Source organism: Billgrantia ethanolica (assembly GCF_021404305.1).
GTDB lineage: Bacteria > Pseudomonadota > Gammaproteobacteria > Pseudomonadales > Halomonadaceae > Halomonas > Halomonas ethanolica.
Map to the genome: position 1 here is coordinate 484,797 of NZ_JABFTX010000002.1, position 12,577 is coordinate 497,373.

The window sequence follows — 12,577 nt, forward strand, 5'->3', positions numbered from 1 at the left end:
GGTCATATTTTCTTGGCTGGGAAACAAGGGGCACGCTAGAGAGAGGAGGAGCGGGCAGGAGAAGAAAAGAAAGGAAAAAACGGGCGGGACATGCAGGGTCAGGTGAGAGAAGAGGGACAGCGCCGAGCGGGCCGGCGCTGTCGTGAGGATCAAGACCGTGACGCGCGGTCGTCCAGGCGGAAGAGGGCGATGCGGTTGATCTGTTCGACGGCGGTGCGCCGCTCCTCGGCGGGCGTGTTCTCCAAGCGGGTCTCGAAGGCAGCGAGAATGGCATGCCGGTTGCTGCCCTTCACGGCCATGATGAAGGGAAAGCCGAACTTCTCCTTGTAGGCGCCGTTGAACCGCTCGAAGCGTGCCATCTCTTCGGGCGTGCACTGGTCCAGCCCGGCCCCGGCCTGCTCACGGGTCGAGTCGTCCGTCAGCTCTCCGGCAATAGCGGCCTTGCCCGCCAGGTCGGGGTGGGCGCGGATCACCTCCAATTGGCGCTCTACGGAAGCCTCTCGCAGCGTTTGCCCCATGGCTTCCGCCAGCCCGGCTGGCGTGTCCTGGTCCGAGGTAAGCCCGCGCTCCCAGGTCAGCTCCGCCACCCAGGGCGAGTGCTCGTAGATGTCGCCGAAGCGGGAGACGAACTCGTCGCGTGTCAGCGTGCTGGGGCGTGGTTCCAGAATGGGGTCTGTCATGGTGGTCTCCATAGTCAGGATGCTTGTCGGGCCGTGCCTTGTGAAAGTGTATACAAAAAAATTTTGAAATGTACTACCAAAAGCGCTAAAACTGTCTTCATGACGATGGCGGTCCTTGCGCCCGCCCAGCACTGACCAGCCCGGACCCGCTCCACGACTCTCGGGCCAACGAAAAGGGAGTAATGCAATGGGACGACTCACCACCCATGTTCTGGACACCGCCCAGGGCCGCCCCGGCGAGGGCATCCGAATCGAGGTCTTTCGGCTCTCGGGCAGCGGACGCACGCCGCTCAAGACGGTTACCACCAATGACGACGGCCGCTGCGATGCGCCCATTCTCGAGGGCGACGACTTCCAGCCGGGCGAATACGAGCTGGTCTTCCACGCCGGCGACTACCTGCGTCAGCAGGGCATTCAGGCCGACGAGCCGCGCTTCCTGGATGTCATCCCGCTGCGCTTCGGCGTGGCCGATGCCAGCCAGCACTATCATGTGCCGCTGCTGTTGTCGCCCTACGGTTATTCCACTTACCGCGGCAGCTAGGGAAGCACTGAGCCAATGGCTGCGCGGGCGAATCACTGCGTTGCGCAGTGCTCGAAATCCTCACCTATACCCCATAGGCTCCGGTTTCTGTGCGCTGTGCGCCTTGTTCTTCATCCCGCTCGCCAATTGATCAGCACATCCCTTGTTTGGCTCAAACTGGCTGCGCTGGCCCCGGGCCACTGAACAACAACACCGACCGAGATCCCTCAGATGCAAGCTTACCTACTCGAATTCGTCAATTTCATGCTGCGCTGGCTGCACGTCATCGCGGCCATCGCCTGGATCGGCGAGTCGATCTATTTCGTCATGCTGGACAACGGCCTGCGCAAGCCCAAGGCCGCCGAGGACCGTGAGAAGGGCGTCTTCGGCGAGATGTGGGCCGTGCACGGCGGCGGCTTCTACCACAACCAGAAATATGCCACGGCTCCCGCCAAGCTGCCCGAGGACCTGCACTGGTCGTTCTGGAAGTCCTATACCACCTGGCTGTCGGGCTTCGCCCTGTTCGTGCTGATGTACATGACCAACCCCGGGTTCTATCTGGTCAACCCCGAAAGCAGCTGGGAGTGGGCCGCCAACATGAGCGGCTGGCAGGCCAACGTGCTGGCGCTGGCGTTCCTGCTGGCGGGTTGGGTGGTCTACAACGAGATGTGCAAGCGCATCAGTCCCAACATGGAGCGCGACGGCATCCTCAGCCTGGCGGTCGCCGTGCTGATGATCGTGGTGGCCTATCTCAGCGTACAGATGTTCTCGGGCCGCGCGGCCTTCCTGCTGACCGGGGCGGTGATGGCCACGGCCATGTCCGCCAACGTCTTCTTCTGGATCATTCCTGGCCAGCGGCGAATGGTCAACGCGATGAAGGCCGGCGAGCAGCCCAATCCGCTCGATGGCAAGCGCGGTAAGCAGCGTTCGGTACACAACACCTACTTCACCCTGCCGGTGGTGCTGCTGATGATCAGCAACCACTACTCCTTCGTGTACAACCACGAATACGCCTGGGTGCTCATGGCGCTGTTCATCTTCGCCGGCGCGCTGATTCGCCAGTTCTTCGTGCTGATGCACGCAGGCAAGATCCAGCCGGCCTATCCTGTGGCCGGGGCGGCGCTGATCCTGGTGGCGTTCTGGCTGGCGATGCCGGGCGGGGCGACCCCCGCCGCCAACGGCACGGCCGAGGCGCCCAGCCAGGAGGAGGTGCATGCCATGATCGACCAGCACTGTGTCGCCTGCCATTCGCGGGAGCCGACCCAGCCCGGCTTTGCCTCACCCCCGGCCGGCGTGGCCTACGACAACTGGGACCAGATCCTGCGCCAGAAGAATCAGATCCAGCAGGTGGTGGGCAGCAAGTACATGCCGCTCGGCAACATGACCGGGATGACCGACGAGGAGCGCGAGGTGATCGCCGCCTGGTCGGAATAGCCCTGACCGCTTCACGCTGGTACGCCCCCGGGCCGCTCGCTGCGGTACCGGGGGCGTTGCCGTCGGTTCGATACTTCCAGGAAGATACGTATACAATGGCAGCCAGGAATGGGCTGCGAGGAGGGGATCATGAATCAGCGGCAGAGCATGACCGATGCCGGCGAGTCGGGCGGGGCAAAGCCTCGGCGCCTGGGCAAGAACGGCGACGGGGCGGAGCGCCACGAGGCGATCTATCGCACCATCAGCGATGCCATCATCGAGCACCGCCTGAAGCCCGGCGCGCGCCTGCGCGAGGATGCCCTGGCCGAGGTGTTCGGCACCAGCCGTACCGGTGTGCGCAAGATTCTCCAGCGCCTGGCCCTGGAGCAACTGGTGACCCTCACGCCACGGCGCGGTGCCAGCGTGACCCGACCCACCGCCGAGGAAGCCAAGGACGTGTTCGACGCCCGCCAGATGGTGGAGTGCGGCCTGATGCCGGAGGTCGCCCGCCACATCAAGCCCGACGACGTGCGCGAACTGCGCGACATGGCCCGGCGTGAGCGCGAGGCGCTCAAGTCGGGCGAGCAGAGCCGCGCGATCAAGCTCTCCGCCGCCTTCCACGAGCGTCTGGCCCAGCTCTCGGGCAATGCCACCCTGGCGGCCTTCGTCGGCCAGCTATGCTCGCGCTCTTCCCTGATTCTCGCCGTCTACGGCAGCTCGGGCCACCTGGGCTGCGAGTCCCACGACCACGATGATCTCATCGGCTTTCTCGAAGCGGGCGACGGCGAGCGGGCAACTGCGTTCATGGGCCGCCACCTGAAGGCCATCGAGGCCTCGCTGTCTATCGTCGAGGAGGAGCAGGAGGCACCCGACCTGCATGAGATCTTCGGCGTCTGAGTCTGTTGCTGATGCTGCTCATCGAGCGAGTCTTGTTCACGTTCACCACGGCATGGGCAGGTCCAGCAGCGTGCCTCGCGGTGGCGTCAGGCGCATCAGCGTGAACATGCCCTGGGCGACGGCGTACACCGCCAGCCCGTAGAGCAGGGCGGTGTGCCAGCGCATCCGCGCGCAGCCGAGCAGCAGCCAGCCCAGCAGCAGCGGCGTGGCCAGGTTGAAGCCGATCAGCCACATGGCCAGGCCATAGCTCAGGATGCCGCCCAGGATGGGCAGCTCGCGGCGGCTGGCCAGGTTGGCAACGCGCCCCTGACGATGAAGGCGGAACAGCTGGCGCCCCAGTACGTAGAGGCTCAGCAGCAGACCGGGCACGATGCCCAGGCTCGGCATCAGCCGGGCGTTGGGGCGAAAGCCCAGCATCTCCACCAGTGCATAGCCGAAGGCCGCCACCATCAGCAGTGCGGTGAACAGCACGATGCCGCTGTCGTGGCCCGGTGGCTCCTCGCCGGGTACGGCGGTCTCCGTCTGGGGCACGGCGGTGCGACGCCGACGTAGCCAGCGCACCGCGTTCAGCACCAGGGGAATGGCGATCAGCGAGGCGATGATCAATACGCCGGGGCGAGTCAGCCAGGTGAAGCCGTGGATCTGGGTGGTCAGCCAGAAGTACTGCTCCATGGGCGTGGCCAGCACGAAGCCGACCAGCACCGGCGCCCGGGGAATGCCGGCATTCTTCATCAGCCAGCCGACGATGCCGAGCACCAGCAGGGCGAGGATGTCGCCGAAGGTCTGGGTGCCCTGATAGGCGCCGGCCACCATGATCAGCAGCAGCGGGGCGGCGATCAGGGCGAAGTTCACCCGGGTCAGTCGGGCGATGTAGGGCGTCACGGCGAAGCAGATGGCGGCACCCAGCACCGAGGCCAGCGCCACGCTCCACACGATCATGTACATCAGGTCCGGCGATTCGCTGACCATCCGTGGGCCGGGATAGAAGCCGAACGAGAACAGTGCGCCGAGGAAGATGGCCGCGGCGGGGCCGCCCGGCACGCTGAACAGCATGGTGGGCACCAGATCGGAGATCACCGTGGCGTTGTTGGCCCCCTCGGCGCTTGCCACACCGCGGATCTCGCCCTTGCCGAAGCGACGCTTGTCCTTGGAGGTGCTCATGGCGTGACCGTAGGCGATCCAGGTGGAGGCGCTGGCGCCTACCGCCGGGACGAAGCCACCGAAAATGCCGATCACCGAAGCACGACAGACCAGCCAGCGGCTGCGCCAGAATTCGCGAAAGCTCTCGCCCCACTTGCCCAGGGCCATGGGCTTGCCGGCGATGCCGCCACCCGAGGCGACCATGCTGATCAACTCGGCCACGGCGAACAGCCCCAGCGCCACGATAGGCAGCGACAGGCCATCCATCAGGTAGGACTGACCGAAGATGAAGCGGTAGTTGGCGGCGGCCGGTGCGGCGCCGACCACGCCCAGCAGAATGCCGAAACAGGCGGCAGCCAGCCCCAGGGCGATATCCCTGCTGACCATGCTGGCGGCGAAGCACAGCCCCACCAGGGCGAACATGAACAGCTCCGGCGTGCCCAGGGCCAGCACCAGCGGGCCGGCTATGGGAATGGCGACGGACAGAATCAGTGCGCCGAACAGCCCGCCCACCATGGAGGCCAGGAAGCCGACACCGAGCGCCAGCGCTGCCTTGCCCTGCTTGGCCAAGGCGTGGCCCTCGATGGCAGTGGGCGCCGAGGCCGGGGAGCCGGGTGCACCGAGCAGCACCGAGGTGATGGTATCCGAGGTGTAAATCACCGAAATGGCGCCGAGCAGCATGGCCAGGCCGGCGTAGCCGTCCATCAGATAGATGAACGGCAACAGGATGGAAACGGCGGCCACGCCACCCAGCCCCGGCAGCATGCCGAACACCATCCCGGCCAGCATGCCGACAAAGAGCGCCAGCAGCCGCGCGGGCTGGAACAGGATGTCCAGGGCCGAAACGATATTCTCGAGCACGTTGCGATTCCTATGCGGGAGCGTCGAGTACGGCCAGCCCCGAGAGGCCGGCCGTATCGGTTGCGAGCCTACAGCTCGACGTCGTACTTCTCGCTGAGCAGGGTGCGCAGGTAGTCGCGCACCGCGTCGGAGGGCTGCAGGGCCTCACTCAACGAGTCGGTGACCGCCGAAGCCGGCAGCAGGTCGTAGCCGCCGATGGCGTCCTGGCTCTGCTCCTGGTAGTCGGGATCGTCGTTGATGGCGGCGATGGTCTGCTCGAAGATCTCGATGACCTCGTCCGGCGTGCCCTCCGGCAGGTAGGCGGTGAGGCCGAAGTTGAAGGTAGTGGCGCCGATGGCCTGGAAGGCGTCCCACTCCACGCCGGAAGGCGGCTCGCCGTGGAGCTCCTCGTAGACCTCGTAGACCGAGGGGTAGTCGGGGAAGGCCAGATCGCGGGCGCTCAGCACGCCGTCGTCACCCACCGAGCCGCCGGTCATGATCGGCACCGCGGAGCCCGCTTCGACCATGTCCACCACCTGCGACATGTAGGCCGGGGTGAACTGGAAGTCGATGTTGGTTTCCCCGCGCTCGAAGGCCAGGCGGGCCGGACCGCGGCCGTCGAAGCCGAGCACCGCGCGCAGGTCGAGGTCGAGCAACTCGAAGGCCAGCAGCACGGGCAGGTCGCTGGCGGCAGCGGCGATACCGCCGTAGATCAGCGGCATGTCCGGTGAGTGCAGGTCGGTCGGTGTCTCGATGCCGGTGCGCGGCGAGACGTAGATCACAGCGCCGAAGGGCAGGCTGTAGGCCGGTCTCATCGCGGCCAGGTCGTACTCCACCTCTTCCATGCCCAGCACGTAGGGGTTCGAGGTGGAAGAGGTGGTGAACAGGATCGTCTCGCCGTCGGGCTCGGCATTCTGCTGGAACCAGTTGGCCCCGAGGATCGAACCGCCGCCCGGGCGGGTGCGTACGTTGACCTGCGGGTTGCCCGGCAGATGCTTCTCGAGGAAGGGTTCGAGGAACTTGGCCGCCACGTAGGTGGCGCCGCCCTCGCCGAACGGCACCACCATCTCGATGGTCTTGCCGCTGTAGAAGTCATCGGCCATGGCGGGAGCCGCGGCGAGCCCCCCGGCAGCGACCAGCACGGCGGCGGAGAGGGACTTGAGTGGAGTATCGGGAAGGATCATGGCGTGCTCCTGGTATTGTTGTGGCGCGCGGTGCGCACGATGAACCTGGGCTCGACGCGTTCAGGTCGGTCAGCGGCCGACCCGGTTTTCCAGTGTGCCCAGGCCAGCGACCTCGATACGCACGATGTCGCCGGTCTGCAGGAATCTGGGCGGGGTGAAGCCGATGCCGACGCCCACCGGCGTGCCGGTCAGGATCACGTCGCCGGGCTCGAGCGCGATGCCGGCCGAAAGGGTCTCGATCAGCGTCGGCACGTCGAAGATCAGCTGGTCGAGGCGAGCGTCCTGACGCAGTTCGCCATTGACCCAGCACTTGATCGTGGCAGTGTCGCGATCAATCTCGTCGGCTGTGACGAGCCACGGCCCCATGGGGCAGAGGCCGTCGAGCGACTTGCCGAGATGCCACTGCTTGTGGCGCTGCTGCAGGTCGCGGGCGGTGACGTCGTTGGCGATGGTGTAACCCCAGACGTGATCGTAAGCATCGGCCTTCTTGATGCCGCGGCCGCCCTTGCCGATGATGACGGCGAACTCCGCTTCGTAGTCGAGCTGCTCGGTGACCCCGGCATGGCGTGGAATCTCATCGCCATGGGCAATCAGGGTGTTCCAGGCCTTGGTGAAGACGATGGGGTGCTTGGGTACCACGTCGTCGGCGCTGGTACTGCTGTCGTAGCCGGAGCTGCTGAACTCGGCGGCATGCTCGAAATAGTTCTTGCCGACACAGAACATGTTGCGATGCGGGTGAAGCGGAGCTTCGAGGCGTGTACCTTCGAGAGGCTGGCCTTCGCCCTTGGGGGCGATACGACCGCCCAGCTCGGACCAGTCGCGAATCAGCTGCTGCATGTCGCCCTGAAAGTCGGGAAGCAGGGTGCTCAACGGCCAGTAACGCTGGCCCGTGGCGTCGATCAGGGCGACGAGAGTGGGCTGGTCGGGCGCCGGCCGCAGAGTGGCGAATTTCATGTGAATTGGCTCTCCTTGGTTCTGGTTTGGTTCCGTAATGAACGAGCCTAGAAGGCGATTGGTACTCTTTCAAGTACTAATTCAGCCCAAAATTTTGCCTTGATGTACCAAATGGACTAGATTCAGCAGGGATTGGACCCGTAATGGTTGATGTGAAAAGGAAGCCAAGTGACCGATAGGCCAGTGCGTACCGCCGATGACAGCGATTTCCAGGAGTCCTTGGCCGAGAGCGGGATCCGCTCCGATGGTGCACGAGCCCTGGCGCGATACATCCAGGCGGAGATTGCCAGCGGACGTTTCCCCCCCGGTCACCGCTTGCCTACCGAGCGTGAACTGAGCGAGCGCTTCGGCGCGTCACGTGGCGCGGTACGCAGGGTGCTGGGCCACTTCAAGTCCCTGGGCTTGATCACTCAGGTGGTGGGGAGCGGTACCTTCGTGGCGGAAGGGGGCGCGCCGCTCGGCCCAGCGACGAAAGCCACTGGCATGGCCGAGTCGAGCGGCATGGCGGGGCAGGTCAGCCCGGCCCAGTTGATGGATGCCCGCCTGCTGATCGAGCCGCAGATGGTTTCCCTCATCGTGCGCTTCGCCACGGCCGACGATTTCGAGCGCATGCAAGAGTGTCTGGTGAGATCCGAGGCGGCCGGCAGCATCGAGGAGTTCGAGCACTGGGATGGCGCCCTGCACCAGGCCTTTGCCGAAGCCACGCACAACAACTTCTTCCTGCGTATCCTGGAGCTGACCAACGTGGTGCGCGAAGAGGGGGAGTGGGGGCGGCTCAAGCGGATCTCGCTGACGCCGGAGCGGCGTGAGCGCTACGAGATGCAGCATCGCGCCATCGTGGCCGCGCTGCGCGACCGCGACGAAGACACGGCGAGGGGCTTGCTGGAAGAGCACTTGCTGGAGGTGCAGCGTAACCTTTTCGGCCGACGCTGATATCGACGCGACACATGCCGGATAACCAAGCCGCCGGACGCCCAAGGGCGTCCGGCGGCTTGCGTTGTGGCCAGCGTGAGACCGCTGGCCGGGTCGATCCCACTTTTTTCTGGTAGTGGGCCATTACCTTGCCGGCCAGCTATCTTGCCGATGCTTCACTGGCGGAAGCGCTGGCAGGGTGCCCAGTGCTTCATCAGCAGGTAGTAGGTCAGGCCGGCCGGGATCAGGCTGGCGTACCAGGAGACGGCGGAGAAGGTGAGGGCGGCGGCGATACCCACCAGGGTGGCGATGAGCGCGGCGTAGTTGACGCCCTGATAGGGGCCGGTCTCGTCATAGAGCTTGCCGAGGTCCAGCGTGCGGCGGCGGATCAGGTAGTAGTCCACCACCAGGATGGCGAAGATCGGGCCGAGGAAGGCGGAGTAGGTCTGCACGAAGAGCTGCAGGCCGGCGGCGGATTCGGGCTGCACCAGCTTCCAGGGGAAGGTGGCAAAGGCCAGCAGGCCGACGATCACCGTGGAGGTGGCGAACTTGAGCTTGAACACATCCATCAGCACGTAGGTCGGCGGCACCACGTTGTTGAGCACGTTGGTGGTGACCTGGGCGAAGGCGATGAACAGCAGCGTGGTCATCAGCAGCGGGGTGTTGTCCACCGCGTTGGCAAACACCTGGATGGGGTCGGCGGTGCCGGTGGCCTCGGAGACCATGTAGCCGATCAGGCCCATGAACAGGGTGCAGGGCAGGATCGACATGGCATAGATGGTGGTCAGGATGCTGGGGCGGGTACCGTGCTTGTGCTCCCGCGAATAGTCGCTGACGTTGAGCATCATGGTGCTGTAGATGCCGAGGAACAGCATGGTGGCACCCCAGAACGGCATGCCCCACGAGCCTTCCATGGTCAGCAGGTTGGCCGAGAGCTCGTCGCCGTAGCGCTGCACCGTGGCGTAGAACATGTAGGTCAGCGAGGCGAGAATGAACACGCTGCCGATGTTCTCCAGCCACTTGATGCCCTGGAAGCCCATCACCGACAGGCCGATCTGCAGGAACTGGAAGGCGATGAAGTAGAAGATCAGGTTGTCGAAGCCGAACAGGGTGGCCGACACCATGTTCAGGGCGCCGGCGCCGATCCAGCTCTGGAAGCCGTACCACACCACCGCCGGCACCGCGCGCACCAGGCCGGGAATGCGCGTGCCGGCGAAGCCGAACGCACTACGGGCCTGAACCATGAAGGGAATGCCGTACTTGTAGCCGGCGGCGCCATTGATGGCCAGCGCGATACCGATCACGAAGCAGCCGATGGCGATGGCCAGAGTCGCCTGAATCAAGTTCAGCGTGCCGACCACGCTGGAGCCCATGGCGAAGGTGCCGATGGAGACACAGCCGCCGAACCAGGCCAGAAAGTAGGAGGTCCGCCCCATGATGCGGGTTTGCTGAGGAGCGAGCGATTCGGCCCCCGGGGCCTTGGTGGCCCCAGCGGTCGTTCCGGCAGTGGGCGATGCCGGGGCAGTGGCGGGAGCGGCCGCCGTGCTGTGCGGGTTGTTGTTCTGCATGTGTCTATCCTCGCAGGTCATGGCTCTGTTGTGTTTGTGCCCAATGCTGCCAGCGGGCTTGGCGTGACGTGCTCAAGGTGCGTTGCGTTGCGGTGATTCGTAGTCCTGATGCGTAGCGTGATGCGTAGTCGTGATGCGTTTCAGCGCTCGTTGGAAAGCTGCGAATACCTTTCGAAGCGGCCGGTGAAGGGTTTGGGGCGCGGGAAGGCCAGGTCGCCGTGCTTGCTGGTGCCGAGGCCCAGCCCAACGAGCGCCTCGGCCAGCTTCACGGCAGCCGTGACGCCCTCGACCACCGGCAGCCCGACTTCCTGGGAAATGCGCTGGGTCAGGTCGGCCATGCCGCCGCAGCCCAGCACGATGGCACCGATGCCATCCTCGTCGCGGGCGCGGCGGCACTCGTCGATGATGCGCGAGAGCGCTGCCGAGCCATCCTCCTCCAGATCGAGCACAGGGATCTCGGCGGCACGCACCCGGCGGCAGTGGTGGCGAAAGCCGTACTGCTCCAGCAGGTGCTCGGCGATGATGCCGGTACGCGACAGGGTGGTGACCACCGAGAACCGGGTGCTGATCAGGCTGGCGGCATGGAAGGCCGCCTCGGCGATGCCGATCACCGGGGCGCGGGTCAGCTCGCGAGCCGCCAGCAGGCCCGGGTCACCGAAGCAGGCAATCACATAGGCATCGGTGCCTTCCTTCTCTCCCGCCAGCACCTCTTCCAGCACGCCCACGGCGCTGATCGCTTCATCGAAATGACTCTCGATGGATACCGGCCCGTCAGCGGGCTGAGTGGTGACGACGGTCGTGCCGGGGGCGGCGATCCGCTGTGCCGCTTCGCCGATCTTGCGGGTCATGGCAGCCGTGGTGTTGGGGTTGATGACGCGCAGTCGCATGTAGTCTCTCTCTTTGTGAACAATAAAAAATGTCTTTGTACACAAAATAGGTGCTGCGACTCTTCAGCGCAAGAAATTTGTTACCCTCAGGGGCTGCGAGGATTTTTTGTTTTATCTCAATGGTTTGGCGGTCAATCGAGCAGGAGTGCCGGATGGCTTGACTGTTATACATAGGTCTAAGAGAGAGAAGAGCCCTGAGAATTTGGGTACCGAATGTGACTTGTATTGTATACATGATGAATTTTTCCAGCTTCGCCTGCGGTTTGTCTCGGTATCGAGCAAGCGGATAGCCGTGGGGCTCGAAGCGCATGATGTGGACTTGTCAGTCGAATGATTTTTGTATACAAAAATATGGTGGTGGCGTCCGACCAAGCCAACCCCCGAACAATGCCTGCTGGCGCGAAGCGCCGTCGCTGCCGGCCCTGGACTCGAGGGCATCGCGCTAGCCTGCGAGGGCCGGTATGCCTGGTTGCAACACTGCTGGATACAGTCTATTTTCTATCCTGTATACATTTTGCTCGCGACGCCGCCTGGCCCGTTATTCGTACAGCGGCACAGAACTGCGCGACATAGATTGCGCAAAACAGAACTGCGCAACACAGAACAAAGAGGAAGGTGCTAGATGAGCATTGATTACCCCCGTGACCTGATCGGCTACGGCCGTAACCCACCCCACGCCAACTGGCCGGGGCGGGCGAAGATCGCCGTGCAGTTCGTGCTCAACTACGAAGAGGGCGGCGAGAACTGCGTGCTGCATGGCGATGCCGGCTCCGAGCAGTTTCTCTCCGAGATCATCGGCGCGGCCGCCTATCCCGATCGCCACCTGAGCATGGAATCGATCTACGAGTACGGCTCACGGGCCGGCGTGTGGCGCATCCTGCGGGAGTTCGAACGGCGCGGCCTGCCGCTCACCGTGTTCGGTGTGGCCATGGCCCTGGAGCGCCACCCGGAGGTGGCTCAGGCGTTCAAGGAGCTGGGCCACGAGATCGCCTGTCATGGCTACCGCTGGATTCACTACCAGGAAGTGCCCGAGCACGTCGAGCGCGAGCATCTGCAGCGCGCCATGGAGATCTTTCAGCGCCTCTACGGCGAGAAGCCCCAAGGCTGGTATACCGGCCGCGACAGCCCCAACACCCGGCGGCTGGTCCTCGACGAGGGCGGCTTCCTCTACGACAGCGACTACTACGGCGACGACCTGCCGTTCTGGACCCGGGAGGCCGACAGCCAAGGCGTCGAGCACGACCATCTGATCGTGCCCTATACCCTGGACAGCAACGACATGCGCTTCGCCGCGCCCCAGGGCTTCAACACCGCCGACCACTTCTTCACCTACCTGCGCGACGCCTTCGACGTGCTCTACGCGGAAGGCGAGGAGTCGCCCAAGATGCTTTCGGTGGGCATGCACTGCCGGCTGCTCGGCCGCCCCGGGCGTTTCCGCGCCCTGCAGCGCTTCCTCGATCACATCGAGGCCCATGACCGGGTGTGGGTCGCCCGGCGGGTGGACATCGCGCGGCATTGGGTGGAGCACCATCCGGCGCCGGCGCGCTGAGCATCTGGCGAGCGCTGAGACCCTGATGAACGC

11 protein-coding genes are annotated in these 12,577 nt (G+C 64.7%); 5 read left to right on the plus strand and 6 right to left on the minus strand.

The window, feature by feature from the left end:
- Positions 1-149: 149 nt before the first annotated feature.
- A complete protein-coding gene (gene uraD, locus HOP53_RS11065) occupies positions 150-680 on the minus strand; it encodes a 2-oxo-4-hydroxy-4-carboxy-5-ureidoimidazoline decarboxylase (protein WP_234270092.1) in 531 nt (176 codons plus the stop codon).
- 187 nt (positions 681-867) lie between these two features.
- On the opposite strand from uraD, the gene uraH reads away from it, so the two are divergent.
- From uraH to HOP53_RS11080, 3 genes are all read left to right on the plus strand, one after another.
- On the plus strand, positions 868-1,221 hold the full coding sequence (gene uraH, locus HOP53_RS11070) for a hydroxyisourate hydrolase (protein WP_103969505.1): 354 nt from the start codon (positions 868-870) through the stop codon (positions 1,219-1,221).
- A gap of 210 nt (positions 1,222-1,431) precedes the next feature.
- Entirely contained in the window at positions 1,432-2,634 is a 1,203-nt protein-coding gene (locus HOP53_RS11075; RefSeq protein WP_234270093.1) for a urate hydroxylase PuuD, read from the plus strand.
- Positions 2,635-2,781: 147 nt separating this feature from the next.
- The gene (locus tag HOP53_RS11080) at positions 2,782-3,510 is read left to right on the plus strand and encodes a GntR family transcriptional regulator (protein WP_234270429.1); all 729 of its coding nucleotides are present in this window, start codon (positions 2,782-2,784) and stop codon (positions 3,508-3,510) included.
- A 42-nt stretch (positions 3,511-3,552) separates the two neighbouring features.
- On the opposite strand, the gene HOP53_RS11085 is transcribed toward HOP53_RS11080, so the two are convergent.
- The 3 genes from HOP53_RS11085 to HOP53_RS11095 form a co-directional block, all read right to left on the minus strand.
- Positions 3,553-5,511: a tripartite tricarboxylate transporter permease gene (locus HOP53_RS11085; RefSeq protein WP_234270094.1), complete on the minus strand. Its 1,959-nt coding sequence runs from the start codon at positions 5,509-5,511 to the stop codon at positions 3,553-3,555.
- Positions 5,512-5,579: 68 nt separating this feature from the next.
- On the minus strand, positions 5,580-6,674 hold the full coding sequence (locus HOP53_RS11090) for a type 2 periplasmic-binding domain-containing protein (RefSeq protein ID WP_234270095.1): 1,095 nt from the start codon (positions 6,672-6,674) through the stop codon (positions 5,580-5,582).
- Positions 6,675-6,743: 69 nt separating this feature from the next.
- Entirely contained in the window at positions 6,744-7,628 is an 885-nt protein-coding gene (locus tag HOP53_RS11095; RefSeq protein ID WP_234270096.1) for a fumarylacetoacetate hydrolase family protein, read from the minus strand.
- 168 nt (positions 7,629-7,796) lie between these two features.
- Here HOP53_RS11095 and HOP53_RS11100 point away from each other — a divergent pair, with 168 nt between their 5' ends.
- Positions 7,797-8,561 (plus strand): FadR/GntR family transcriptional regulator, encoded by a 765-nt coding sequence (locus tag HOP53_RS11100; RefSeq protein ID WP_234270097.1) that lies wholly within the window; start codon positions 7,797-7,799, stop codon positions 8,559-8,561.
- Positions 8,562-8,716: 155 nt separating this feature from the next.
- Here the strand turns inward: HOP53_RS11100 and HOP53_RS11105 are convergent, their stop codons facing one another.
- Both HOP53_RS11105 and HOP53_RS11110 read right to left on the minus strand, forming a co-directional pair.
- Positions 8,717-10,108, minus strand: a complete 1,392-nt coding sequence (locus HOP53_RS11105) for an NCS1 family transporter (RefSeq protein WP_010626999.1) — start codon at positions 10,106-10,108, stop codon at positions 8,717-8,719.
- Between the two features lie 140 nt (positions 10,109-10,248).
- Positions 10,249-10,995, minus strand: a complete 747-nt coding sequence (locus HOP53_RS11110) for an aspartate/glutamate racemase family protein (protein ID WP_234270098.1) — start codon at positions 10,993-10,995, stop codon at positions 10,249-10,251.
- A 622-nt stretch (positions 10,996-11,617) separates the two neighbouring features.
- On the opposite strand from HOP53_RS11110, the gene puuE reads away from it, so the two are divergent.
- Entirely contained in the window at positions 11,618-12,544 is a 927-nt protein-coding gene (puuE, locus tag HOP53_RS11115; RefSeq protein ID WP_234270099.1) for an allantoinase PuuE, read from the plus strand.
- Positions 12,545-12,577 lie beyond the last annotated feature (33 nt).

Bases quoted from the DNA above. Each gene is read 5' to 3' on its own strand.
- uraD (WP_234270092.1), bottom strand. From the start codon at position 680: ATGACAGACCCCATTCTGGAACCACGCCCCAGCACGCTGACACGCGAC.
- uraH (WP_103969505.1), top strand. From the start codon at position 868: ATGGGACGACTCACCACCCATGTTCTGGACACCGCCCAGGGCCGCCCC.
- HOP53_RS11075 (WP_234270093.1), top strand. From the start codon at position 1,432: ATGCAAGCTTACCTACTCGAATTCGTCAATTTCATGCTGCGCTGGCTG.
- HOP53_RS11080 (WP_234270429.1), top strand. From the start codon at position 2,782: ATGACCGATGCCGGCGAGTCGGGCGGGGCAAAGCCTCGGCGCCTGGGC.
- HOP53_RS11090 (WP_234270095.1), bottom strand. From the start codon at position 6,674: ATGATCCTTCCCGATACTCCACTCAAGTCCCTCTCCGCCGCCGTGCTG.
- HOP53_RS11095 (WP_234270096.1), bottom strand. From the start codon at position 7,628: ATGAAATTCGCCACTCTGCGGCCGGCGCCCGACCAGCCCACTCTCGTC.
- HOP53_RS11105 (WP_010626999.1), bottom strand. From the start codon at position 10,108: ATGCAGAACAACAACCCGCACAGCACGGCGGCCGCTCCCGCCACTGCC.
- HOP53_RS11110 (WP_234270098.1), bottom strand. From the start codon at position 10,995: ATGCGACTGCGCGTCATCAACCCCAACACCACGGCTGCCATGACCCGC.
- puuE (WP_234270099.1), top strand. From the start codon at position 11,618: ATGAGCATTGATTACCCCCGTGACCTGATCGGCTACGGCCGTAACCCA.